Source organism: Nitrosarchaeum sp. AC2, assembly GCF_013407385.1.
GTDB classification, from domain to species: Archaea; Thermoproteota; Nitrososphaeria; order Nitrososphaerales; family Nitrosopumilaceae; genus Nitrosarchaeum; species Nitrosarchaeum koreense.
Genome location: NZ_CP030847.1, coordinates 575,140 through 598,743, shown reverse-complemented (window position 1 = coordinate 598,743; position 23,604 = coordinate 575,140). Strand labels below are relative to the sequence as shown.

Below are 23,604 nucleotides of genomic sequence, written 5' to 3'. Positions count from 1 at the left end.
GGTCGCTAATAAAATATAACTAAACATTGCAATCATTATTTAGATTCTATAAAAATAACATCAACGAGATCCTGATTACTTCTCTTTGTTACTGTATCCCGATTGGCATTATGGTAATTTTGTAAATGCGCTTTTCGAGTTTTTATTCCATACTCTCTACACAATCTACAAAAATATGTCACCTGTCTTTCAGTTCTTGGTTTTGATTGAACTTCTTCATATGCAAGAATGGAATTTAGCATGAATACCACTCAAAAGAATCATATTTTAACATTGTCATAAAAATGACAATCAGTCATATATTCACATAATTTGCAAAATATTTATATAATGTAATACATATTACATACACTCGGTGAATAAAATGTGGTTTGATAACCAATTCGAAAGAGCATTTCGAAGATTGTCTGATCCTTTTTTTACCATGGATGACGTCTTTGAATTTCCAAATGATTCAAAAATTCAAACATTTGGTCCGTATTACTATGGCTATGAGATGACCATAGGACCTAACGGAAAACCTCATGTAAAAGAATGGGGAAATGTAAAGCCTAAGGGTTCACTGACTGAGTTAGATGTTAGAGAGCCATATGTGGACGAATCCGTTGACGAAAAAAGTCGTACCCTAAAGATGATTACAGAGATGCCAGGAATTGAAAAATCAGACATCAATGTAAGCATAGTAGAAGGAGTAGTAGAAATTTCTGCCAAACACGGAGACAGAAAATACAGCGCAAAAATTCCATTGAAGTACAAAGTAGATGAAAATTCAGCCAAGGCACAATACACCAATGGAATACTGGAGCTGACCTTGTCCCTTGCCGAAGAAAAACCAAAAGGCAAGAGAGTATCAGTAGAATAGGGAGATTGGAAATGATTACTCAAAGTATCCCATCAACCATTCAAACATTGTCACATCACATGAAATTGTGGATGGGAAAGTTTTTTCCACCCATCCAATTTTCAAAACGAGGTGATAAAAATACCAGATGAATTATGCAAAAATTGTGGAATAAATCCTCAAGTACAAAACGCGTGTTTCACATGCAAGGAACCGATTCAACAAATTTGTTCTGAATGCAGTTATGCAACACTAGAGAGAATCCACAGTAGATGTTCATCAGGATTTGAGATGATGCCGTTGATAGAGCCGCCGGTACAAATTCTTCCAATCACAACGGCATAATCTCTAATTCACATATTTTTTAATTACATGATTCATAATTATACAATCAAAAATCAGAGAGAGGACAGAATACATATTTTAAATTAAATCAATTAAAAATTCATGCTAGTGATTTAGAATGTTAACGACAAAGAATTCAAAAATAGACATATTATGAATTGAGGGTAATACTGGATAAATTCAAAAAGCAATAACATTCAGGTATTATCAACTAACAAATGATACGCGTTCCTTTTTAGGTAAAAATACATTATATTGGTGAGAAGCAGGACGATCTCTTGTCAGGCTCAGCCTGATATCATGTGAATCTGTTTCTCGTTTAAGGCATTATAAAGAGAAACTTGGAATTCTAGTAAAAAATAGACAGATTAAGGCAGAATTTTATACAGCTCAAAAAAAATCAGATTGTGATAGAACCCGGCCGTCCTGTAAAAGACATTCAAATAGATTCAAACACGTCGATAGAAAAAATCTTTGACGAGATATCTAAATCAGGTGGATTTGAATCAGTTAATCTTTCAGATGGTCTTGACATCTTAACAACTATGATTTCAGATAAAGAATGTCTAAAGTTTGTGTCCTTTGTGGGAGCGGTAATATCTACAGGATTAAGAGGGATCATCAAAGACATGATAAAAAACAAGTGGTTTGACGTTGCAATTACAACTTGTGGAGCTTTGGATCATGACATTGCTAGACATTTTTCAAATTACAAAGAAGGGTCATTCACTATGGATGATGGAGAATTGGCAGATCAACACATTCACAGACTTGGAAATATTTTAGTACCAATGGAAAGCTATGGTCCACTCATTGAAGAAAAAATGCAGTCATTTTTAGAAGAAGAATACAAAAAAGGAGTAAAAGAAATGTCGACAGCAGAAATATGCAAGATGATTGGAAAACATTTAGGAGAAAATTCATTTCTGTATTGGGCTTACAAAAACAATATTGATGTGGTGGTACCTGGGATTATGGACGGAGCAGTAGGTAGTCAAATATGGTTATTCACACAAAAACATAATGATTTTAAATTAAACATTACGGCAGATTCAGAACTATTATCAGGATTGATATTCAAAGCGAAAAAATCAGGAGCTTTGATGATTGGGGGAGGAATTTCAAAACACCATACATTATGGTGGAATCAGTACAGAGATGGTTTAGATTATGCATTTTATATTACAACGGCACAAGAATTTGATGGTAGTTTAAGCGGTGCACTTGTAAGAGAAGCTATTTCATGGGGAAAAGTCACACAACAGGCAAGACAGTCTACACTTCATGCAGAAGTTACAACCATTTTGCCTTTTATTTATGCTGCATTAATTGCAAAATTAAAAAAATAATCGGATAAAAACTATTATTCACCAAATCTTAACACAATACATTGTACTCTAAAATTAGAATTAAAGAATTAAGACCAATTAATGTAGAAGGAGGATACCTGATAGATGGATTTCCTTCTATGGGGTTTGCTAGTGCAATTGCAACCGAATCAATGATTCAGACATCACAGTTTAGTGTAGCAGGAATTATTGATTCAGATAATTTTCCAACTATTAGCGTTGTTAAAGAAGGGAAACCAAACTATCCAACAAGAATTTTTATCAATGATGATCTCAAAGTTTCAATTTTCTTATCTTATCTTACCATTCATGAATCATTACATAGATCGATTGCAAGAACAATGCTCAAGTGGGCAAAAAACAAAAAATAGAACTAGTGGTAAGTAGTGTTGCAGTAAAATCTCTGGGAGGATTAGGAGGAATGGTTGCTGTAGGCAATACAGAATCTGCAAGAGAAAAATTAAAGAAATCAGGATTAAAAATTCTTCAGCATGGAACAATTCCAGGAATTCCTGGAGTGTTACTTAATGAGGGTAGCATTACAAATCAAGATGTAATTGTTGTTCTTTTTCAAACAGATGGTACTGGTCCTGATTTTAGATCAAGTGCAGAATTATGTATGGGGATAGCAAAATTAATTCCTGGAACTTCATGTGATATCCCATTATTACAAAAAGAGGCAGAAAAAGCAGAACTAGCAATTAAAGAAACAGATGAAGAAACACGAAACATAAAAGATTCAATTTACAGATAATAAAATTATAACACTATCAGGTTTATTTTATAACGTAATCAATAACAATAGAAAATCATTGAACCAAATACCAGAATTTGCATTAACTGTTATTCTTATTTCGGCATCAGGGGTAATGGCTCCAGGACCATTATTTGCAGCGAATATAGCACAAGGCTTGCGTGGTGGAGGAAAAGCAGGGATACAAATGGCAATAGGACATACAATGGTAGAACTGCCATTAGTAATTTTGTTAGGAATTGGAGTGTTTTCATTAGAAATTTTTCCAGAATTTAGAACTATAATTTCCATTTTAGGATCTATGGTACTTTTTGTTTTTGCAGGATTACAGATTAAAACAACATTACAAAGAAAAGATACAAAACAATTCAATCCAAAACATGGAGCAATATTTTCAGGAATTATTCTTAGTGCATTAAACCCATTTTTTATTATTTGGTGGTTAAGTATTGGTTTTAAATTGATTTCAGATGCAATGCTCATATGGGCATTTGCAGGAATACTAATTGTTTTTGCGTTACATATTTGGATGGATTTTGCATGGTTGTATTCAATAGCACATCTTGCATCTAAAAGTGCTAAAATTCTTTCTAGTAGAAATTATAAAATTTTAATGATTGTCTTGAGTTCTATGTTAATTTATTTTGGAATATCATTCATATCAGATGTTATTTAACCACAATCTACGATTTCAACTTTAGGTTCACATTCAACATTAAACAAATTAATTCTTTCAACTAAACCATCACAAAATTCAGGATCAAAAGAAGATTCATACGATTTTAAATCATTGATAATTATAATATGTTGTATCCCACAAGAAGATAAGACAAATCCCAATAGCAAGATAACAACAAAAATGCCTGTAGATAGTAAGATTAATTTTCTAATAGTTTTAATTTTTTGTAATGTCAATTTCAATTGTAGAAACATTACGTAATTTACCATCTTGAGAAAGAAGTGAATCAGATAATATTCGTACATCACTAATAACATATCCCACGGTATTCATTCGTTTAACAATCATTTGAGATACATCAACTGCCTGTGTAATTTTTTTGCCTCTAGCTTTAATGGTAACTGTATGTCTTGTTGAAAGTTGTGTTAAAGTAGCTGAGACATATGTCATTATGGGTTTATTGCCAACAAAAATTACATCCCGTTCTTCAGGATCATGTTTACTTTCAGTGGATGAAGTATTCGGAGGGGAAGATAATACTGGTTCTGGTGAAGATAATGCTGGTTCTGGTTCTGGTGAAGATAATGCTGGTTCTGGTTCTGGTGAAGATAATGCTGGTTCTGGTTCAGAGGATACATGAGTGTCATGAAATTCAGACAAAATGTCTTCCGCGTCTTTAGATTTTTTTGATTCACTCAATTTATTGTTCCTTTAATAACAAAATCTTCATTGTCTTTTATTTAATTTTTGGGTCATCACGTTGGATGTATTTTTCAAAGATTTTTTCAACTTCCTCATCAGTTTTACTATTCTTTACTTGATTTACTAATTCTTCTTCTTCGATTTCATAGCAATTTAAGAAATCTTGAGAGTCTTTGAACAGCAATAGAACTTTATCTTTGAACACAAAATGATATAATTTTTCTTTTTCCATCAATTCTGGCTTTATGTTAATGCCATTTTCATCAGATGAGATAGGATAAGTCATAATATTGTTAAAAATGTTCAATATTTAGATGATACACAGTAGAAAGATAACCATAGGAGGAATTCAAATTGGAGTCTAGAATAATTTTCCATATAGATTTTGATTATTTCTTTGCACAATGTGAGGAGATAAGAACACCAGATTTAAAATCAAAGCCAGTATGCGTTTGTGTTTTTTCAGATAGAGGAGGAGATAGTGGAGCAATTGCAACTGCAAATTACATAGCTAGAAAATTTGGGGTAAGATCAGGAATACCAATTATTTTTGCAAAAAAAAGATTAGAAGAAAGAAAAGATGCAATGTTTCTTCCAGTCGATTTTGAGTATTATGAAGAGATGTCTCAAAAGGCCATGGACATTATTAAGAAAAGTGCAGACATTTTTGAATATGTAGGAAAAGATGAAGCATATTTAGATGTCACAGATAGAGTAGATGGAAATTTTGATACAGCTAGTCATTTAGCACAACAGATCAAAAATGCAGTTAGAGAAAAATTAAAACTTAGTTGCTCAATAGGAGTTTCCTCAAACAAATTAATTTCCAAAATTGCATCAGATTTTAGAAAACCTGATGGATTGACAATTGTATCACCAGAAAAGGTTGAGGAATTCTTAGAACAGTTAAAGATCAGAGCGATTCCAGGAATTGGAAAGAAAACAGAGGAGAGATTTACTGAAATGAATTTTGAAACAATCAAGGATGTTAAAAAATTAGATGTGTTTACTTTGAATAAAGAATTTGGGAGAAAACATGGAACCTACATATTCAATGCAGTTAGAGGAATTGACACTGACCCAGTAAAAGAAAGAGAAGCGAGCATACAATATAGTAAACTGTCTACACTAAAAAAGATTCAATTGATTATGAATTCCTTGCAGAAAATCTTATTGAATTATGCAAAGAGTTACACGAAGTAATTAAAAAAAATAATAAAACATTCAAATCAGTAGGAATACAGTTCATTCAATCAGATTTAACAAATAAGACAAAATCCAGAATGCTAAAAAATCACACTTCTAGTTTGGAAGAATTACAGAAAAATGCATTGTTGTTACTAAAAGAATCTTTAGAGGAGCAAAAAAATACGATCAGACGATTAGGTGTAAAAGTTTCAGAACTTGCAGAAATACGAGGTCAAAGTAGCATTACTAATTATTTTTAGGATTGATTTTTCCTTCAGATTCTGATTTTTTTAGTCTTCTTGTTTCTATGATAATTACTATCAGTAAAAATACAAACAACCAAGGCAAAAACATGATCTCACCTGCAACTGAATGGAATTCTTCCCATTGTTTAGCATCAGTAGTAACTTTGAGTGCATACCATGATAGAGAAAAAATCCTAATCATGTTTACACCTATAGTACCTGCAATTCCTATACTAAAGTAAATCAATTTCCTATTTCTATGAATATTCATTTTTAGCAGAAATGCCCCCATTACCAATGAATAGATAATTACACTATGTACACCAGCGGATGGCCAAAATACTTGAAGTACCATCGGTCCAAAATCACCTTTTAAGAACATAATGTTATCTCGAGCAGTAGCAGTTCCTAAATCAAGGACATTTATCAGCCAGACATTGGTTTGAACCAAATAAGGTACAACATATTGTAATGGACCAAGTGAGTCATATGGAAAAAATGCATCCAGTGAAAGAATTATTGCACTGCCAGCAAGAAATATTGGACCTGCAGGAGCAATTCGAATCCAACGTTTACCAAAAATATACTCAGTGCAACTACAACAAAAATGCTCATGATGATAAAATCCCACATCCATGTCCAAGAATAAATTAGTTGGACATTAAACAATTCTTCACCAGATAAAATAAAATCTCTCAGTCCATATTCTAATCCTATAAGATATGCGATTACAACACCAGCTATTGGAATTACAGATAGTAATCTTTTTTTAGAAATAATAATTTTTAGACCAATTAATTCTGCAACAATAAATACTAGTGCAAAAATAAATCCACCTCGACCTTGATTCCAACTTAGACTAAAGCTATCAGGAAATGCAATAATGGCAAAAACAATTGGACTAGCAATAATAGCAATTCCAATTAACAATCTCTTATTTTGCACTAAAATTGAATTAAAAAATGGTCAATAAATAGATCAAGATTACATTAACATGTAATAGATAATTTCTCAGGACAGCAAAGATGCTCATAAAATGGATCAGACAATTTATCCTTGACTAAAAACACAGTTATTGCATAATTAGCAGTTTTTGGTATGATTTTACTACATTTAACACATCTTAGAGTATCCATCATAATTTTTTGGATAAAAACATACTTTAGAAATAGGATGTAATGTTCCAAAAAGACCAGAATTAGAAAATTTATGCGTGGTTTTTTAGTAGAAAACCAATTAGAAAAAATCAGCAATTATTTTTTGACGAATTAATTTCATAATATTGCCTTTTGAGATCCATTCAAGTTTACTAATACTAGTTTTATTTGAAGCCAATGCGAGTGCATCATCAAAAGAATCACCAAATATAGGAGGGTGACTCATTGCAGAACGAATTCCTTCTCTTACCTGCCATACACCTACTGGAATGGCATATTCAGGTCTAATTTCACGCAGTATTATAACTCCGGCCTGAATTTTATTTTTTACAAGATATTCTAACACACCTAATTTAGCTGCAAAATATGCGCCAGCTATTGCAGGTGGGTGATTAATTCCACGTGCATCCTCAAAATCATAACCAAATCCCAAAATACCATTGGAATACCATGCTTCAATCATTTCATAGATCCACCTATGAGGAAATAAAATTACAGAAAATAAATTTCCAAGATGGTCATAGGTAAAAATTCTATACGAATCAATTAATGGATAATCCAAAATGTCTTTGACAAGAGATTTAGATATTATATCATCTGTTGCAGTGATGCTCCATTTAGTAGGGACGAGTTTTCTTTTTGTCCCAGCATACCAATACTAAAACATTTTTGGATTTTAGAAATATCAATGCCAGAGTTGTACAAATTTAGGACCGCATCTTGCGCATTAAGATCTTTATCATAATAGATTTTTTCGATAGACTTTGTTGCACTTGTGTCATAAAATTTTGCAGATTTGATTTCACCTACAGGCCCAAACGGAGCACTCTCACCATCAAGTGAGACACTTGCAGATGTGGTTTTAGTGAATTGTAAATCAGAATCAGTAGGTTTAGAAGACATTGTAATTTCTTGCAAGTTTTCTATATAACGACCTTCTGTTTGATCTATTGAAATTTTTTGTATTCCACGAATTAAATTTAATCTAAAATTGACAATCTCCTCAAGGGATTTACCTTTCCATTTTTCAGGACTATCAAGGATACTTGTGTTACCATGTATTGGTGGAACCATGGGTCCAACGAAAACCTTTGGATAATTATATGAACCTACAAACACCGATGGAGGACTAGTTCCACTAATAGAATCTGAAGAAAATAAATTTCCATATTTTGATAAATTCTCATGCCATTTTGCTAGAATTGCTCTTCGAATATCCTGAGAGTTAGAAGACAATGAAAATTATGCCTAAAATATGCCTATTAAGTTGCCTAATCAACATAGCTGACTATGGCTTAACGTATGATGTTTAAAGAACAAATTAGGACATAAAGTATGTCAGTAAAGAGAATAGTCTCTTTTCTACCCAGCGCCACAGAATTACTATATGAGCTTGAGGCAGACGATATTCTATTTGGAGTTACTCATGAATGCAAATATCCTGAAAATGCAAAAACAAAATTGCAAGTAATTAGTTCAGTAATAAATTCAGAAGAACTATCAAGTAATGAAATAGATACAAAAACATGTCAGTTACTGAGTGAAGGAAAAGAGATTTTTGTATTAAATGAAAAAAACATGATAGAAGCAAATCCAGATCTAATAATAACTCAAGAAACATGTGAGGCATGTGCTGCACATAATAATCAAGTCAACAAGGCAATTCAAATTTTACAAAACACGCCAATGATCCATTCGATGAATCCACATAATTTAGATGAAATTGTTAAATCAGTAAATGAAATTGGTCGAGTAATAAAAAAAGAAAATAATGCAATGAAAATTACAGAATCACTTACAAGTAGAATAGAATATATAAAAAAGCACACTCCAACAACAAAACAAAAAGTTCTTGCACTAGAATGGATTGAACCGTTTTTTACATCAGGTCATTGGATACCAGGAATGATCAATGATGCAGGTGGAGAAAATATGATAAGTAAAGACGGAGAACATTCAAGAAAGATAGACATTGATGAGATCACAAAATCAGATCCAGATATTATTATCATGATGCCATGTGGTTTTGACACATATCGTACAATATCAGAATACAACAAAACATTGAAGAACAATAAATCATGGAATTCCTTAAGAGCAATTAGAAACGGAAAAGTGTTTGCAGTAGATGCAAACTCATATTTCAGCAAACCAAGCATTAGAACAATAATAGGGCTAGAGATATTAGCAAAAATTATTCAACCAAATACTTTTTTGAACTTAAATGTGCCTGAGAATTCATTTTTACAGATAAAATAGATTACTCATCAGTGTCATCTAATTCATCATATTCAGAATTTCTTCTACCAGGTCTAATTGGGACATATATTATAGACACAAAAATCCTAGATTTTTCTACAAAATAGAGTTCAAGGTTTTAAAAATTTGCCCTTTTAGTGTATCTTTTAAACAAATTGATAATCATAATAAATCAATTTGAAAGACTGAACGAGTATTTACAAACACTGATAATTCATACGTAAGATCTTTTAAGTTAGAATCAAAGCAAGTTCATGATTGATTTTAGAAAATATCTAAACTGCCCAGAATGTAAAAAAAGTCCACCGTACTGCAATGAGCACAGAAAGGAGGTAAATGCAATTTTAGACAGTACATGACATAATAGATAAACAGGATAAAATTTAGTAAATTATTCTAAGCTTCAAGCTTAAATCCAAATTTTGCAAATACAAGAAATGACAAATGTACTAAGTTCAATATTTGGTACAATTTATGATATGATAACTTCATTATTTAGTTAAAATTCATCATACATATAGCAAAGTCATTAGAGCAGATTTTTCTATAAATAAAATTTAAAAAAATATTTCAAGTGCTACTGAATAGAATGATAAGTATCCACAGCAATCATTACTGCCAATATTGCAAATGGAACAAAGAAACTCAATCCAACTTTAACATTCAACATGTATTGGATTTTTTGTACATCCATATTAACGAATGAATTCATAATGAAAAATATTAAGTAAAAAGATATGATTTTAGAATTTTAAATGATTTTACACTCAATTTTTAGTGATTTCACAGTAGTGAAATAAGTAACTGCCAACAATGCTATTGCAGCAACCCTTATTGGAAGTTCATAATTTGTAAGAAATGCAAGCCCAGTTGCACCTACAGAACCAAATGTTGAGAAGACTGCAAACCCAATTGGGCCACAACTACAGACGCCAGCAACAGAACCAACAAATGAACCAAAAACACTACCAGTAACTTTCCTTTTAGATTTTTTCAAAATATTGATTCTGTAAATATTCATAGGGATTACCACTGCAGACAACGTAGTAAGGATTACAATCAAAGTAAATCCTAGTTCCATTCCAGGTGCAATATGCCCAATGAGATAAGGCTCCAAAAAAATATACTCTGAAAGAAACAATAAACCAAAAAGCATCGTTATAAAAAGCACAAAGGCTAAAACAAGATATGCATAGTTTGAAAAAACAAACTTTAGTGCATGTGTCATGCTAAATCATTGAATCCAACACTTGTGTAAAAACAGAGTAAGGTTGTGCACCAACTAGCTTTTCTTGTTGTCCATTAGGACCAATGATGAAAAATGTAGGTGTTCCACTCACACCAAATTTTTTTGCCTCGGCAATATTAGATTGAACCCTTTTGGCGTATTTTCCTGAATCAAGACAACTATCAAACAATTCTGGATCAAGACCTAAACTAAATGCAAATGATTTTAAGCGTTCAGAATTTGCCCATCCATTATCTATTTTGGATTCTTGAGAAATGTATAGTTGATTATGATATTCCCAATATTTTCCCTGGTCCTCTGCACAATATGATGCTTGAGCTGCTTTTGGTGAATCCCTACCCAAAAAAGCAAGATCAACAAAAACCAGATTAACTTTTCCAGTATCAACATAATTTTGAAAAATAGAGGGTTTTGTATTATGAAACCAGTTATAACATTGATGACATTGATAGTCACCAAATTCAACAATAGTGATTGGTGCAGACGGGGACCCAATAATAGGCGAGCCGGTAGTAGTAGAGATAGTACCATGTAGTCGTACATCGGTATTTGCAGTTTCAACTGAAGACGTAGAATAGACTAGAATCACACCAACAGCAATTATAGATACGATAATACCAAACAAAATTCCTTTTTTAGCCATAGTAATGTGTATTAAAAATTTGTTTAAAAAACTTATTCCAGATTGTGTGAGAATTTTTTCTTGAATATGTTTACAAATTTTGAAATTGCAATATCAATTGGGCAGATTTCACATTGAATAGGTGACGAGTGCCTCACTAGATGTTTTTCAAAGGTTTTTCTAGAATTAAAGATCATATCGCATTTTACACAGTAAACTTTTGCAATGTTATTTTTAGAAGAAAAATCTACCACAGGTACTTTTTATAATCAGATCTTATAAAGATCTTGTTAAAAATCGTAAAATGAAAATCTCATTTACGATTATTTTGAGGGAATATTTCAAATAAAATAGGATGTTTTTTAAAATAATGTCTATCATAAAAATAATAGATTATAGGTAATGCAATTTCATATGATTTTGCAATTCTACTTCATACCTAGTAAGAAAACCGCAATGAGTACATGAAAACATATCAGAATTAGGAAGTGAATCACGTTCAATTGGTTTCCCATAGATTGACTTGATCGAGATAACATCATTATTAGAAATTACAGCAAAGTTATTCCCTTCACCGATTGACCCCAAAAACTCTTTGATTGATGTTATTACAATATCTTTATCGATGATTTCATCATCTAATGAAGATAACATAAAGGCGTGGTTTTTCAGAGTAGGTATTGCCGCAACCTGATCAGAGACATAGACCACCAATTCAGATTTTATAGATTCAACGTCTCTACAGTCAATAGTAAGCATACTAAACATACCTAAAGAACAATATTTTAGTTTAACAAATGGGTAATAATGATTATAATAGTTTAAGATAATCATTTTTCACAGATGGAAGATTCAGAAACATTTGGAATAGAGAAAGGACATGGGGAAGAAGTAGTCAAATGGTTAAATGAACAAGCTAAAGTAAATGGTTCTAAATTAGAGGCAAGACTGTATGGCTACATAGTATCCACAAAAAACTTTGGAGATTTTGAAATGTTTTCATGGATTGGAGATGTGCAGATTGCAAGAAAAATGATCAACAAAGCTAGTAAAAGATTCAAGATTAAAGTGATTGAAGGAGGGTATAAACCAAAAGAAAGAATATTCCAAATGAAAAAATTTGATTATGCAAAAATTAGAAAGGATGAAAAAACAATAGGACAGATAGAATTTGAAGCATCAAGATTTGGAAAAGGAGAATGGGAGGTAAAAAATGAAGAAAGACATTAAAAAATACATAATAAAAAAAATGGAAATATAAAAATTGGAATTATCGGCACAGGAATTCTTGGAAATGCAGTAGGATTAAATTTACTTAAATCAGGTTTCAACGTGACAGCTTATAATCGCACTAAAGAAAAAACTAATGAATTAAAAAAACACGGTGCTAAAATTGCTGAATCACCAAAGATAGTAGCTGAAAATTCAGATTTAGTGATAATAATCGTAAAAGACGCAAATGCAGTGAAAAAAATTGCATTTGGAAAAAATGGGATTAGATTTGGAAATCATAATGGATTAACAGTGGCAGATATGAGCACAATAAGCCCAATAGAATCAAAAGAAATTACAAAAAAGTTTCTAGAACATAAAATAATAAAATTAGACACACCAGTTATGGGTGGACCCAATGTGGCAATTATTGGGAAACTGGTGTTAATGGTGTCAGGGGATAAAAAACATTTAACAAGTTCAAAAAAGTTTTTGAGAAAATTGCAAACAAGATATTTTATTTAGGAGAGTCCGGAACAGCCCATCTAGTAAAACTTGCAATGAATCTACAAATTACAATGCTTGCTCTTGCACTTTCAGAGGGGATCACATTAGTAAGAAGTTCAAAGGCAAATCCAAAAATATTTCTAGACATTTAAATTCAACGTATTTTAAAACAGGGATGAGTGAGAAAAAAGCATACAAAATGATACAAAATGAGTTTAATCCCACTTTTACTCTTGCTAATTTGAAAAAAGACATAAGCACAATTACAAAAACCAGCAAATCACTTGGAATCAATCTTCCAATGATTAAAAAAGCCGAGCAGGTATACCAAAATGCGCTAACACAGGGATTTGGAGATATAGATTATACAGGAATCTTAGCACATATTAGAAAAATAAATGACGGATAGACAATAATTGGGAATTATGACTAAAATTTACCAAAAATTCTATAAGCTACAACAATAAAATCTCAATATGAGACTTGCAGATAAAGTTGCAATTGTAACCGGGGCTTCAAGTGATATTGGAAAAGGAATTGCTAAAAGATTTGCTGAAGAAGGAGCTAAAGTAGTTCTCATTGCAAGAAATCTAGAAGGCTTAGAAAAGCAAGAAAAGAGATAGGACATGAAAAATCCACAGCATCAATGTCATGTGATCTAACTAACGAGTCACAAGTGATGCAAACAATTAATCAAATTATGGACACATATGGAAAAATAGATATTTTGGTGAATAATGCAGGTGCCATCAATGATCCAGTTCACTTTCATGAAATGCAAGATTCAGAAATCAGAAAATTAATCGACATTAATTTATTTGGAATTTTTCATATTACAAAAGCTGTGTTAAATAAAATGTCAGATGCCAAAAAGGGAGTAATTGTAAACATTGGATCAATTTCAAGTGAACGAGCAATACCAAGGGTTCACCTAGCAGCATATTCAGCAACTAAAGCTGCAATAACAATGTTCACAAAATCAATTGCAGTAGAATACGCAAGAAAAAATATCAGATGTAATTGTGTAAATCCAGGAATAATTAACTCTGGAATGATAAAGCCATATCTAGATCAACCTCAAGCAAGAAAAGTTTTAGAAGAAAGACTACCATTAGCAAGAATAGGAGAACCTATAGATGTAGCAAATGCGGCATTATTCTTAGCATCAGATGAAGCCAATTGGATTACCGGAACCATCCTCAATGTAGATGGTGGAAAAACAGCTTCGGAAGGATAGTTGTCATTTAGCTCAGAATAAACGATTTTTTCTTCTCAAAATGTAAGATTTGTATACAAAGCCCGTCACTCCCATGATTATTACCGTTACAGCAGACCAAATTACAAAAGAAGTAATGTCCGATTCTAGCACACCTTACATAAATAAAATAGGAATCTAAAGTTTCGGTTTAAAAACATGACAATAAAATAAAATTCAATATTTCTGAAACATCTAAATAGATTTGATATAAAGAACTTTCATGCCGGAATTAATATGTCCTGATTGTGGAAAGCGTTTATTTCATGAAAATGAAGATACGTTAAAAATAGAAGAAACAATTCATGGAAAATTCTGTAGAAAAAAACAAGGAGAAACCCAGAGCTTCATGCATAGAGATCCGGGACATATGAGCACATTTGATCCCGAAAGAGAAAATGATGGAGTAGGAAATCCAATTTTAAAGAAATAATTATCAAGAAAAATCAAGACCTCAAAATTATATCCTAGGTTCAATTAACAATTGAAGTTGGCTTCAGAGTATTACTATGATTTAGTTGTAGTTGGAGGCGGACCCGCTGGTTCGTCTGCAGCTTTTGAAGCATCAAAAAATGGAATAAAGGTAGCACTGATAGAAAAAGAAGAAACAATTGCACAATCTGTCAGGACAAGTGGAGTAACTTGGATACAAAACATAAAAGAATTTGGGATCCCAGATGATTGCTATAATCCAATTAAAAATTACTCATTTTGTTCGCCAAACAACGAAGTCACTATTTCAGATACTGTTTCACATGCAGCAGTTCTAGATGTAAGAAAAACATATCGATGGTTAGCTGAGCAAGCAAAAAATGAAGGAGTCGATATTTTTCTTAAAACTAGTATCAAAAATGCAATAAAAAACAAAGAAGGGGACATTATTGGTGTGAGCGGAACAAGCAAAGATGGCGAAATAGTATTTTATGCAAAAATAATAATTGACGCAACCGGATTTTCTTCAACGATTTCAAAAGATATGGGTTTTGTTACTCAATGGGAAAGATTCGGAGCAGGAGCAGAGTACGAAGTAAGTGCAGAAAATGTAGATTCTGAAACATGGTGGCTCATGGTAGGTCAGAAATATTCCCCATCAGGATATGCATGGATTTTTCCTGTTGGAAGAAATATTGTAAGAATAGGAGTAGGCATAGGTAAACCAGAGTCATCAATTGACCCAACTGAGAGATTAAAAGAGTTGATGGATTCAAAAATAGGCCCAATTAAAAAATTAGGAAAGATCACACCAATTGAATTTCATTATGGATTAATTCCAAATGATGGACTATCAAGAAAAACAGTTTATAATAATTTGATTCTAGTAGGAGATTCTGCAGGACAAGCTAATCCATTAGTGTTAGAAGGGATTAGATACGCTATAAAATATGGACGAGTTGCAGGGAAAGTAGCAGCTACAGCAATAAAATCAGGAATTACTAATGAAAGCGCATTATATCCTTATGAAGAAACTTGGAAAAAAGAGATTCAAGGAAAAATCAAATCAGCTGGAAAAGTTCAAGATAGATGGATTGGATTAACAGATGAAGAATGGGATAAAGAATTAGAGATAATTAAAGAATTAAGACCTGAAGAATTTTTAGATTTTATCAAAGCAGAATTTGGATTGGTAAACATGATAAAATTAGCAACTCATCACCCAAAGTTAGCAGTAAGACAGTTATTCAATTTAGTAAAAAGCAAAAACAAAGGAATTACCTAACAGTAAAGAAATCAGTAACGATTACATCATGATATTGGAGTTGAGCAACATAAACTCCAGAATCAAATGGCCTAGTAATAATTTCATTAAAGAGACCAGACGAATTATCTTTGAGAATAATGGATTCTATTAGAGTACCTCTTTGATCAAAAACATCAACAAACAAATCCTCTCTAAAGGCTATGGTTTTTTGCACTGCACCTGAAACAACAAGGCCGTTATCACTGTATTGAACTTCAACTACAGCTGACCTTGAACGGGTTGGAAGATATTTTTCAATCAAATACCGTAAATCGACTAATTTTTCGTTAACTTTTTTGAATCCTTGCTTGTCAAACCTACCTTAATTTCATTAATAGTTGAAGAAAAATAAGAGTCATCATTAGATCGGCCAAATTTTTCAATGAATGTCTTTAGTTCTTCAAAATCACGTGCAAGTTCAACCATACTTAGGTCAGTAGGAGTGTAAGTGTTTTCAAATCGTTCTTTTACATTTACTATCTGAGTTGCTTTAGAATCCTGATATTGAAGCATCACAACATAAAGACCAGGATCTGTAGGAGCGATCCATTGAGTGTAAAAATCACCAAATTTTGTATCTGTAAATTCTAAGTTACTATGAGTACTGCCATCCATATTGAAAACAGTAACATATAATGGAGATCTTCTATCAAAAAGAGATTTTTCTACGGCACCCTGAATTATCCAGATATTTTTTTCTTGATCATAAGAGATATCATAGATTATTCTTGGATTATTCAAAATCAGATGTTCGCTTAAAAATTCACCAATCTCCAAAATTTTGGATTCAGCATCAATAAAATTACCATAATCAATTAAGGAATAAGCATCAGAAATCATTTCATCATACTCACTAGCATATTGAGAAAATTCACTGTTATAGAATTTAGCAACCATGTCAGAATAGTTATTTAATCTTTCACGATAATCAATTCGTTTGATCTCATCCCCACTATAACCAACATTTGAGCCATATGGGTTATCGGCGTATGCTTTTGAAACTTGATTCCATTCAGTAAACAAATTTCTAACTAATTTATCAGCTTCATCAAGATCATTTTTTATAACAAGATCTCTAACATTGTCGATTTTTTCATTAAATGAAGATGTAAATTCTATATACCCAGGCAAAAATTTATTGGCACGCAATCCCAATTCAACTAAATTTTCAATAGATTTTGCTCTTTGTAAAATATCACTTGCTCTAATTTTAAAAGCATCGGAATCATATGAATTCAAATCAGATTTTATTTTAGGGGCTTGTTCACTTACCCATGTCAACAAGACCTCTATCCTATCAATTCTCATAATTGACGGATTTCCAGATTCCATTTGTTCTGCAGTGTTAAGAATTTTCAGTGCACTATCAATTAAATATAGATTATCATAGTCAGCTTGTAGTTCTGCTTTTTGTTTCATTGTCTGATATTCAAATTTTAAAACAGTCAAAGGATTTCTTTTCTCTCTCAATTCAGTCATAGTATGATCAAATTCAGAAACAATAGATAGAATTTCATCAGTAGATTTAGCATTTTCAATTTTTTCTAAAAGGAATTTCCAATCAGATACAAGACTAGAATCAATTTCGTTTGACTGTGTAATTTCCACTGCCTTATTTATTCTAGAAGAGATATCAATAATCTGTTTCATTTGTTTTATTTGAATTTCAGATTCAATGATATCGTTTGGGGATGATGCGAACTCTAAATTAGATTTAAGATTATTCCAATCAGGCATCAATAAATTTGCAAGTTCAGAATTCTCTTCAGAATTTGAAGAAATAAAACGATCCACATCTTCTAATTCTTCCAGTAAGAGCGCAGCTTGATGAAGACGAGATACTTTGTCTCCAGAAGCAAGCAAGTCTGCTAAAGATTCCTTACTTTCAAGGGATATTTTAGTTCCTTCCCAATCATTTTGGATTAGACGATAGAGTTCACTTTGTTTTCTTGAAACAATATCAAGATATCTAGCCTCAGACAATAAATCAACCAGATCTGAAATTTCTTGTACATGTACAGGTGCAGTTCCCCTAGCAAAAATAAAAGCGACTTCTTCTTTTACAAATCTACTCATCACAGTATCAGATTTTTTCATCAAGTTTAGAAGAGTTTCTTCAAGTTCATCAAAAGTAAGAATTTTTGCAGATGGGGTTTTTGTCGGATTTATGTTTCTAATCTCAACAAATACATCAGACAATAAATCAATAGATGTACGTTTATCATTTATCTCATAATAAAAGATAGATGAAAAGATGGTTCGATTGATTGATTTTGCATTATCAAATGAAATTTCTCCGTCAATCAACATTTGAGATACAGAGTTTAAAGACGATGTAATTGCAGGTCTAATAACAGGTGTTATTTCAGAACCAAAATCATTAGAATAAAATTCATCCAGTAGATTAACATACGTATTTTCTAGCATAGATAAATCATCAGACAAGAGAGCGTCATCCACACTATTTACAAATGACTGATCAAGTTCAAATTGTTCATCTAGCACAAATAAAGTTTTTGAAAGTAAATTTTTTGCAGAAGTAATTAGTGCTTCAGAATCTAGTTCTGAAAACACTTTACTTGTTACTTGAAAATTAGTAGTTGTGGAATAATCACCATAAAACAATTTAACCTCATAATCTCCTACAATTCCACATATTCTACCTTTTAATGGAATTGCATCAGTCATAAATTCACCATTAGGTAATGGAATAAGCTGTTGGATTTGACATAAATCACCTTCAGGATTAATTATTTGCATAATCAAAAAAGAATCATTCTGAATAGAAGCGACTTGTCCATAAATAAAAAGAGATTCACCTCTATCAAAATTTCCGAAATTATCAATTATGCTTATTCGTTCCGGACTCTGAGCATCTGCATAAACAGGCATAAGTAATATCAAAATTAGCCCTAAAACGGTACCTGTTCGACTCATAAGGATCAATTCTAAAATTCATGATACTTAAAATTTGGGAAACAATAATACGCGTAATTTCTTAACTTGTCAAGCAATAGTTGTCAAAACAGAGTAATTTTTACTATTTTCATTTATATGATTAGTTCCATATTTCCCAAAGACACAAAGACTATGGTATTGTTCTATGGTTCTAGTACTACAATAAGAACAGATAAACTGAATTATTTTATTACAATGTGCACATTTAGTGTATTCAATCAATATTCCACCACAACTACGACATGATTCATCAGGCATTTTACTTTCAAAATATCAATTGAAAATTTGAATTTAAAGAAAACGTAGAAGTCGTTCATAGTAAAGCTCAGTAAGAAGAAGATTATATTTAGAAATCACTAATAAAAAATGATGGATTCTGTTCGTAAAACTTTTGATAAATGGGCCAAAAATGGAAGAGCAGATTTAATGGAAAAAGAACATGGAAAAAATGCAATAAAAATTTTAAAAACAATTTCTTTTGACAAACCATTTCTGTTTTTAGATTTTGGATGTGGTAATGGATGGATAGTCAGAAGAATTTCTAAAGATCCTTTTTGTAAAAAAGCAGTTGGCATAGATAAGAGTAAAAATATGATCATAGAAGCTAATAAGAAGAGAATCAACAATAATGAAGAATATGCTAACATAGATCTTGAAAATTTTAAATTCAATAACAAATTTGACATAATATTTTCAATGGAATCTCTATACTATGTGGATTCAATTGAATTGGCTCTGAAAAAAATATACAAATTATTAAAACCAGAAGGAAAATTTTTTTGCGGAACAGACTTTTATTCAGATAATAAAGCAACTGTAAAATGGGCAAAGATGATGAAAATTCAAATGCATTTGCATTCAAAGCAAGAGTGGATAAATTTCTTCAAGGAAGTAGGATTTGAAACTAAAACAAAACAAGTAAAAGATTTAAAAAATAAGAAAAAATGGAAAAGAGAATTTGGGACATTATTTATTATAGGTAAGAAGCCAGAAAAGCAATCTTCAAATTAAATCAAAAATATGACTAAGATGTGTGAGCTGGAGCACGATACACTGCTACGGCAGAGGAAACTCCTCCCTCCATACAGGAAATGTGATCCGGAGATGGATAATCAGAGATGATTGGCAACGATGCAGAAAAGAATCTAACCTGGCGCACTATGATGGCAAAACCTGAGATTTCCAGAGAAAGAATGAAAAAGACGTCCCACATGGAGCAAAGCCAAACAGAACTATAGGATCCTGTACCAAGTTCAGGTAGGCTGCAAAGCGTAATATCGTGAAAACAGAAGGAGGGTTACTCCCAGCACACATAAATTTTTTTAAAAACAAAAAGAAATGTATTATGTTATCACGTGTTATTTAAAAAATCAAAAAATGCATTATTTAATTAATTTTTGACATATTCATTTTACTATCAAAACAGGAATCTTTGCTTTATGCATTACATAATTTGAGGTACTTCCTAGAAAAGCTTCTTTAGCACCACCGATGCCTCTAGCACCTAGAACAATCATGTCATACTTTCCCGTTTGTGCAAACTTGACAATTTCAGAACCTGTGTGACCGCCTCCAGTTTTGTATTTGAATGATGCTCCTGCTTTTTGAGCTCGTCTCATTGCTGGTCCAATTGCTTTGATAGCTTTTGTTTGTGCATCATCTTTCATTTTTTGCGTATATTTTATTCCGGCAGATAATGGTAAATGAAATACATAAAATCCAGTAATTTCTGCACCACCACCTTTTGCAATTTCAATTGCTCGATCTAGTCCTCTAATAGAATTACTAGAGCCGTCCAGTGGGACAAGAATTTTGTTAAATTTTACCATGTTTTTCAATTTATTTCTTCAAATATAAAAAATAGCATGATTTCCACAGATGATATTTTGCTGATTCATTTATAGTTCGTAGTACGCCCATGATCTAAAAGAAGAGTTCGTTGTATATCAAATATTTCTTGGAGGCACTGATTAGTACATCATTGGATAAATCCTGTAAAATAACTATCATCGAAGATCATATTGAATTTCAATCACAATTACAAAATTGGATATACTATCCATGTGAGCACAATGGCAAAATATGATCAGAATCTAATAAAAAGTCATTAATAGATTAATCTAGTGTAATTTTAAAATATTATAGATACTAACTCATTGAGTTTGCTTGTTCTCGACAAAGTTCAGCACTACATTTGCAGGTTGCATCACACAAACATGAACCATGCATTACACAATCACATTCAGTACCAATTTCAGCTGATGCTGCACAACCACAAGCGGCCTCTTCCTGATTATTAGGAATTGCTGGTGGAGGAGTTTGTTTTTGGTCTTCATAAACACTTCTGGTTTGTTCATAATCAGAGGTATCTGCAAGATATGCTTCACCTCTATTAGTTTGGTAACCACCAGAAGAAGCGCTGGTTTGATAACTTACTAACCTACCTGGGTCAATACCTTGTTGACCGACTTTTTGATTCTTTAGTGCCCTGTTACTGAAAATGAAAAATGCGATACCACCAATTGCAGCCATACCAGCCATTCCATAAACAATTGCAATTGGAAATCCACCTGTAGAAGTAGTACCATAATCTTTTGGAGGAGTTGGGGTAAGTCCTACAATTTCTAATCCATCAAGTACATCTAATGCACCGAATCCAATGGCTGCAATATTTCCTTGATCAGCTGATTGAACACTTCGAATAACATAATTTTGATCAGCCGCTACTTGTGCTTCAAAAATTCTTTCTACTTGTCTACCTTCTCTAAGACTACTTTCACCCATTGTCCAACTAGATACAACGAATCCAGAGATTGATTGATCTAATCCAAATGTACCTGCATCTACATTGATTCCAGTAGGATCAAATAAGAAGTGCCAATTAGACATCGGTTGTTGTAAAATAAAATCAGCGTTAAGTAGACCTTTTGATAATATTGAATCAGCTTCAGTATTTTGAAGTATTTCATAAACAGCTGGTTCTTTAGATTCTAACAAAGAGAGTGGTATGTTAATTTCTACACCATCAATCATAATAGAGTCATTAGTGCCCATTCCTCTCCAACCCAAATCAACTAAAGTACGAACTTGGTCTTTAGTAATTATATAGTCAGTTAAAGTTCCTTTTAGAATTACTTTGTAATCAACAGATGTTTGTAGATTTCTACCTTTGAGATGAAAATCATAAGCAACATTTAGATCAGAAATACGGGCATGACTTCCATCATTTTGCATTTTTTTATTAATGCTAGCAATTAATTTTTGAACCCCAGGATTTGATGCATCTGCAGTTCCACTTACGGTCCATTCCTTAGCATGTAATTCATCAAAGAGTTTTCCACCATTTGGATATTCAATAAAGATGGTTTTCAAATAACTGTAAGTAAATGGCGATTCATTACTGTTAGGATTGATTTTAGCATCCACCTGAGCTGCCCAAACAGAAGAACTTGAACCAATTACAAATAAACCTGCAACTAAAACTGCCAAGAATAAAGTCCTAGACACGAATAAAATCGATTACTAATTAGTAATAAACTTATCCTCAAAAATAAGATCGCGAATTTCTGAAAAAGTAATATGTAGTGACGGCAAATGACTTTTCGGTTTTAGGAGAAAATGGAATGATTACAGTATTAGCAGGTGGGACAGGTTCGGTAAAGCTAGTTAGAGGATTAGTATCACAAGAATCCAAAGTCAACGTAATAACTAACGTAGGAGACAATTATTGGCTTTACGGATTATACGTATGTCCAGATATCGATACTATAATCTATGGTCTTGCAGATTTATTAGATCAAGAAAGAGGATGGGGAATCAAAAAAGACACATTCAACTTTCTAAGACAGATGGAAGTATTTGGCGAAGAGACATGGTTCAGAGTGGGAGACAGAGATGCAGCAACACATTTGATTAGAACGAATATGTTAAAAAATGGTAAAAATTTAAGTGACATTACAAAATGGATGTGTGAAAAATTTGCAGTTAGTGCAAACATAATTCCAGTAACAGATAACAGTATTGAAACAAGAATAACGACAGACAAAGGAGAATTGCATCTCCAAGAATATTGGGTAAAACATCGTGGAAGAGATCCAGTAGAAGGAATTCAATATATTGGAGCGGATAAAGCACGCCCAAATCCTGAAGCAGTAAATGCAATTCATGATGCAGACATGATAATTTTAGCGCCTGGAAATCCGTTAACATCTATTGGTCCAATGTTACAAATTAAAGGAATTAGAAAAGAACTCTCAAAAATTAAAAAGAAAGTGATTGCAGTAAGTCCGCTCATAGGAGATAAAGCTGTTAGCGGACCTGCTGCAAAATACATGGAAGCAGCTGGAATTGAAACAAATGCATATGGTCTTGCAAAAATGTATTCTGATGTCTGTTCAAATATAGTAGTAGATACAAAAGACAGACTACTTGTAAAGAAAATCCAAAGTTTAGATATGAAAGTATACGAAACAAAAATTACTATGAATAATAAATTAGCTGAAGACGCATTAGCAAATTTTATTCTTAAACAAATACACGTATAA

General features: G+C 32.2%; 27 protein-coding genes, 1 other RNA gene and 4 pseudogenes. 16 read left to right on the top strand and 16 right to left on the bottom strand.

Features of this window, described 5'->3' with window-relative positions:
* Window positions 1-35: 35 nt before the first annotated feature.
* Window positions 36-242 carry a hypothetical protein gene (locus DSQ20_RS03515; protein WP_007550156.1) on the bottom strand — a complete coding sequence of 69 codons (207 nt, stop codon included), beginning with the start codon at window positions 240-242 and terminating at the stop codon, window positions 36-38.
* A 122-nt stretch (window positions 243-364) separates the two neighbouring features.
* Here DSQ20_RS03515 and hsp20 point away from each other — a divergent pair, with 122 nt between their 5' ends.
* From hsp20 to DSQ20_RS03490, 5 genes and pseudogenes are all read left to right on the top strand, one after another.
* On the top strand, window positions 365-862 hold the full coding sequence (gene hsp20 / locus DSQ20_RS03510; protein ID WP_179366052.1) for an archaeal heat shock protein Hsp20: 498 nt from the start codon (window positions 365-367) through the stop codon (window positions 860-862).
* Between the two features lie 111 nt (window positions 863-973).
* Window positions 974-1,186, top strand: coding sequence for a hypothetical protein (locus DSQ20_RS03505; protein ID WP_255458326.1), 213 nt, complete (start codon window positions 974-976; stop codon window positions 1,184-1,186).
* A 407-nt stretch (window positions 1,187-1,593) separates the two neighbouring features.
* Window positions 1,594-2,535 (top strand): deoxyhypusine synthase, encoded by a 942-nt coding sequence (locus DSQ20_RS03500; RefSeq protein ID WP_179366051.1) that lies wholly within the window; start codon window positions 1,594-1,596, stop codon window positions 2,533-2,535.
* A 41-nt stretch (window positions 2,536-2,576) separates the two neighbouring features.
* Window positions 2,577-3,289, top strand: a pseudogene (locus DSQ20_RS03495) (proteasome assembly chaperone family protein).
* Window positions 3,290-3,347: 58 nt separating this feature from the next.
* Window positions 3,348-3,965 carry a LysE family transporter gene (locus tag DSQ20_RS03490; RefSeq protein ID WP_179366050.1) on the top strand — a complete coding sequence of 206 codons (618 nt, stop codon included), beginning with the start codon at window positions 3,348-3,350 and terminating at the stop codon, window positions 3,963-3,965.
* Here the strand turns inward: DSQ20_RS03490 and DSQ20_RS03485 are convergent.
* The 3 genes from DSQ20_RS03485 to DSQ20_RS03475 all read right to left on the bottom strand — a co-directional run bounded on the left by DSQ20_RS03485 (window position 3,962) and on the right by DSQ20_RS03475 (window position 4,956).
* Entirely contained in the window at window positions 3,962-4,204 is a 243-nt protein-coding gene (locus tag DSQ20_RS03485) for a hypothetical protein (RefSeq protein ID WP_179366049.1), read from the bottom strand. The genes DSQ20_RS03490 and DSQ20_RS03485 overlap by 4 nt on opposite strands.
* Window positions 4,185-4,442, bottom strand: coding sequence for a DNA-binding protein (locus DSQ20_RS11000; protein WP_338038918.1), 258 nt, complete (start codon window positions 4,440-4,442; stop codon window positions 4,185-4,187). Before DSQ20_RS11000 ends, DSQ20_RS03485 begins: the two co-directional genes overlap by 20 nt.
* Window positions 4,443-4,704: 262 nt before the next feature.
* Window positions 4,705-4,956 (bottom strand): hypothetical protein, encoded by a 252-nt coding sequence (locus DSQ20_RS03475; protein WP_179366047.1) that lies wholly within the window; start codon window positions 4,954-4,956, stop codon window positions 4,705-4,707.
* 68 nt (window positions 4,957-5,024) lie between these two features.
* On the opposite strand from DSQ20_RS03475, the pseudogene dinB reads away from it, so the two are divergent.
* Window positions 5,025-6,118 (top strand): annotated as a pseudogene (gene dinB / locus DSQ20_RS03470) (DNA polymerase IV).
* Here the strand turns inward: dinB and artG are convergent.
* From artG to DSQ20_RS03460, 3 genes and pseudogenes are all read right to left on the bottom strand, one after another.
* Window positions 6,105-6,734, bottom strand: a complete 630-nt coding sequence (gene artG / locus DSQ20_RS03465; protein WP_255458390.1) for a thaumarchaeosortase — start codon at window positions 6,732-6,734, stop codon at window positions 6,105-6,107. The pseudogene dinB and the gene artG overlap by 14 nt on opposite strands.
* Complete coding sequence (locus tag DSQ20_RS10595; protein ID WP_255458325.1) at window positions 6,620-7,033, bottom strand: hypothetical protein; 414 nt, start codon at window positions 7,031-7,033, stop codon at window positions 6,620-6,622. The genes artG and DSQ20_RS10595 overlap by 115 nt, the downstream gene beginning before the upstream one ends.
* Window positions 7,034-7,339: 306 nt before the next feature.
* Window positions 7,340-8,496 (bottom strand): annotated as a pseudogene (locus tag DSQ20_RS03460) (hypothetical protein).
* A gap of 99 nt (window positions 8,497-8,595) precedes the next feature.
* Here DSQ20_RS03460 and DSQ20_RS03455 point away from each other — a divergent pair.
* Complete coding sequence (locus DSQ20_RS03455) at window positions 8,596-9,519, top strand: cobalamin-binding protein (RefSeq protein WP_179366046.1); 924 nt, start codon at window positions 8,596-8,598, stop codon at window positions 9,517-9,519.
* A gap of 577 nt (window positions 9,520-10,096) precedes the next feature.
* Here DSQ20_RS03455 and DSQ20_RS10590 read toward each other — a convergent pair.
* From DSQ20_RS10590 to DSQ20_RS03440, 4 genes are all read right to left on the bottom strand, one after another.
* A complete protein-coding gene (locus DSQ20_RS10590; RefSeq protein ID WP_255458324.1) occupies window positions 10,097-10,231 on the bottom strand; it encodes a hypothetical protein in 135 nt (44 codons plus the stop codon).
* 39 nt (window positions 10,232-10,270) lie between these two features.
* Complete coding sequence (locus DSQ20_RS03450; RefSeq protein WP_179366045.1) at window positions 10,271-10,747, bottom strand: hypothetical protein; 477 nt, start codon at window positions 10,745-10,747, stop codon at window positions 10,271-10,273.
* Between the two features lies 1 nt (window position 10,748).
* Window positions 10,749-11,411, bottom strand: a complete 663-nt coding sequence (locus DSQ20_RS03445) for a DsbA family protein (RefSeq protein WP_179366044.1) — start codon at window positions 11,409-11,411, stop codon at window positions 10,749-10,751.
* A 372-nt stretch (window positions 11,412-11,783) separates the two neighbouring features.
* Window positions 11,784-12,149, bottom strand: coding sequence for a C2H2-type zinc finger protein (locus tag DSQ20_RS03440; RefSeq protein WP_179366043.1), 366 nt, complete (start codon window positions 12,147-12,149; stop codon window positions 11,784-11,786).
* Between the two features lie 84 nt (window positions 12,150-12,233).
* On the opposite strand from DSQ20_RS03440, the gene DSQ20_RS03435 reads away from it, so the two are divergent.
* On the top strand, window positions 12,234-12,620 hold the full coding sequence (locus DSQ20_RS03435; RefSeq protein ID WP_179366042.1) for a hypothetical protein: 387 nt from the start codon (window positions 12,234-12,236) through the stop codon (window positions 12,618-12,620).
* Window positions 12,621-12,623: 3 nt separating this feature from the next.
* A complete protein-coding gene (locus DSQ20_RS10585; RefSeq protein ID WP_370464199.1) occupies window positions 12,624-13,127 on the top strand; it encodes an NAD(P)-dependent oxidoreductase in 504 nt (167 codons plus the stop codon).
* Here DSQ20_RS10585 and DSQ20_RS10580 read toward each other — a convergent pair.
* Window positions 13,120-13,257, bottom strand: coding sequence for a hypothetical protein (locus tag DSQ20_RS10580; RefSeq protein ID WP_255458323.1), 138 nt, complete (start codon window positions 13,255-13,257; stop codon window positions 13,120-13,122). The genes DSQ20_RS10585 and DSQ20_RS10580 overlap by 8 nt on opposite strands.
* 27 nt (window positions 13,258-13,284) lie before the next feature.
* Between DSQ20_RS10580 and DSQ20_RS10575 the strand changes: the two genes are divergently transcribed.
* From DSQ20_RS10575 to DSQ20_RS03415, 4 genes and pseudogenes are all read left to right on the top strand, one after another.
* Entirely contained in the window at window positions 13,285-13,518 is a 234-nt protein-coding gene (locus DSQ20_RS10575; protein WP_255458322.1) for an NAD-binding protein, read from the top strand.
* 67 nt (window positions 13,519-13,585) lie between these two features.
* Window positions 13,586-14,346 (top strand): annotated as a pseudogene (locus DSQ20_RS03425) (SDR family NAD(P)-dependent oxidoreductase).
* Between the two features lie 241 nt (window positions 14,347-14,587).
* The gene (locus DSQ20_RS03420) at window positions 14,588-14,797 is read left to right on the top strand and encodes a hypothetical protein (protein ID WP_179366041.1); all 210 of its coding nucleotides are present in this window, start codon (window positions 14,588-14,590) and stop codon (window positions 14,795-14,797) included.
* A 57-nt stretch (window positions 14,798-14,854) separates the two neighbouring features.
* Entirely contained in the window at window positions 14,855-16,081 is a 1,227-nt protein-coding gene (locus DSQ20_RS03415; RefSeq protein ID WP_179366300.1) for an NAD(P)/FAD-dependent oxidoreductase, read from the top strand.
* On the opposite strand, the gene DSQ20_RS10565 is transcribed toward DSQ20_RS03415, so the two are convergent.
* Together DSQ20_RS10565 and DSQ20_RS03410 are read right to left on the bottom strand one after the other, a co-directional pair.
* On the bottom strand, window positions 16,074-16,364 hold the full coding sequence (locus tag DSQ20_RS10565) for a hypothetical protein (RefSeq protein ID WP_255458319.1): 291 nt from the start codon (window positions 16,362-16,364) through the stop codon (window positions 16,074-16,076). The genes DSQ20_RS03415 and DSQ20_RS10565 overlap by 8 nt on opposite strands.
* Before the next feature lie 14 nt (window positions 16,365-16,378).
* Window positions 16,379-19,039, bottom strand: a complete 2,661-nt coding sequence (locus tag DSQ20_RS03410; RefSeq protein ID WP_255458318.1) for a hypothetical protein — start codon at window positions 19,037-19,039, stop codon at window positions 16,379-16,381.
* 390 nt (window positions 19,040-19,429) lie between these two features.
* On the opposite strand from DSQ20_RS03410, the gene DSQ20_RS03405 reads away from it, so the two are divergent.
* Window positions 19,430-20,071 (top strand): bifunctional 2-polyprenyl-6-hydroxyphenol methylase/3-demethylubiquinol 3-O-methyltransferase UbiG, encoded by a 642-nt coding sequence (locus tag DSQ20_RS03405; RefSeq protein ID WP_179366040.1) that lies wholly within the window; start codon window positions 19,430-19,432, stop codon window positions 20,069-20,071.
* Window positions 20,072-20,093: 22 nt separating this feature from the next.
* Window positions 20,094-20,372, top strand: an RNA gene (gene rnpB, locus DSQ20_RS03400) — RNase P RNA component.
* Between the two features lie 94 nt (window positions 20,373-20,466).
* Here the strand turns inward: rnpB and DSQ20_RS03395 are convergent.
* On the bottom strand, window positions 20,467-20,889 hold the full coding sequence (locus DSQ20_RS03395) for a universal stress protein (protein WP_179366039.1): 423 nt from the start codon (window positions 20,887-20,889) through the stop codon (window positions 20,467-20,469).
* A 319-nt stretch (window positions 20,890-21,208) separates the two neighbouring features.
* Window positions 21,209-22,567: a hypothetical protein gene (locus tag DSQ20_RS03390; RefSeq protein ID WP_179366038.1), complete on the bottom strand. Its 1,359-nt coding sequence runs from the start codon at window positions 22,565-22,567 to the stop codon at window positions 21,209-21,211.
* Window positions 22,568-22,683: 116 nt separating this feature from the next.
* On the opposite strand from DSQ20_RS03390, the gene cofD reads away from it, so the two are divergent.
* Complete coding sequence (gene cofD / locus DSQ20_RS03385) at window positions 22,684-23,604, top strand: 2-phospho-L-lactate transferase (protein WP_048110336.1); 921 nt, start codon at window positions 22,684-22,686, stop codon at window positions 23,602-23,604.

Excerpts from the sequence above, each read along its gene's own strand:
- DSQ20_RS03395 (WP_179366039.1), bottom strand. The coding sequence starts at position 20,889 with ATGGTAAAATTTAACAAAATTCTTGTCCCACTGGACGGCTCTAGTAAT.
- DSQ20_RS10575 (WP_255458322.1), top strand. The coding sequence starts at position 13,285 with ATGAGTGAGAAAAAAGCATACAAAATGATACAAAATGAGTTTAATCCC.
- hsp20 (WP_179366052.1), top strand. The coding sequence starts at position 365 with ATGTGGTTTGATAACCAATTCGAAAGAGCATTTCGAAGATTGTCTGAT.
- DSQ20_RS03475 (WP_179366047.1), bottom strand. The coding sequence starts at position 4,956 with ATGACTTATCCTATCTCATCTGATGAAAATGGCATTAACATAAAGCCA.
- DSQ20_RS03515 (WP_007550156.1), bottom strand. The coding sequence starts at position 242 with ATGCTAAATTCCATTCTTGCATATGAAGAAGTTCAATCAAAACCAAGA.
- DSQ20_RS03405 (WP_179366040.1), top strand. The coding sequence starts at position 19,430 with ATGGATTCTGTTCGTAAAACTTTTGATAAATGGGCCAAAAATGGAAGA.
- DSQ20_RS03410 (WP_255458318.1), bottom strand. The coding sequence starts at position 19,039 with ATGAGTCGAACAGGTACCGTTTTAGGGCTAATTTTGATATTACTTATG.
- DSQ20_RS03455 (WP_179366046.1), top strand. The coding sequence starts at position 8,596 with ATGTCAGTAAAGAGAATAGTCTCTTTTCTACCCAGCGCCACAGAATTA.
- DSQ20_RS03435 (WP_179366042.1), top strand. The coding sequence starts at position 12,234 with ATGGAAGATTCAGAAACATTTGGAATAGAGAAAGGACATGGGGAAGAA.
- DSQ20_RS03445 (WP_179366044.1), bottom strand. The coding sequence starts at position 11,411 with ATGGCTAAAAAAGGAATTTTGTTTGGTATTATCGTATCTATAATTGCT.
- DSQ20_RS03450 (WP_179366045.1), bottom strand. The coding sequence starts at position 10,747 with ATGACACATGCACTAAAGTTTGTTTTTTCAAACTATGCATATCTTGTT.
- DSQ20_RS10580 (WP_255458323.1), bottom strand. The coding sequence starts at position 13,257 with ATGTCTAGAAATATTTTTGGATTTGCCTTTGAACTTCTTACTAATGTG.
- DSQ20_RS03440 (WP_179366043.1), bottom strand. The coding sequence starts at position 12,149 with ATGCTTACTATTGACTGTAGAGACGTTGAATCTATAAAATCTGAATTG.
- DSQ20_RS10590 (WP_255458324.1), bottom strand. The coding sequence starts at position 10,231 with ATGAATTCATTCGTTAATATGGATGTACAAAAAATCCAATACATGTTG.
- cofD (WP_048110336.1), top strand. The coding sequence starts at position 22,684 with ATGATTACAGTATTAGCAGGTGGGACAGGTTCGGTAAAGCTAGTTAGA.
- DSQ20_RS03420 (WP_179366041.1), top strand. The coding sequence starts at position 14,588 with ATGCCGGAATTAATATGTCCTGATTGTGGAAAGCGTTTATTTCATGAA.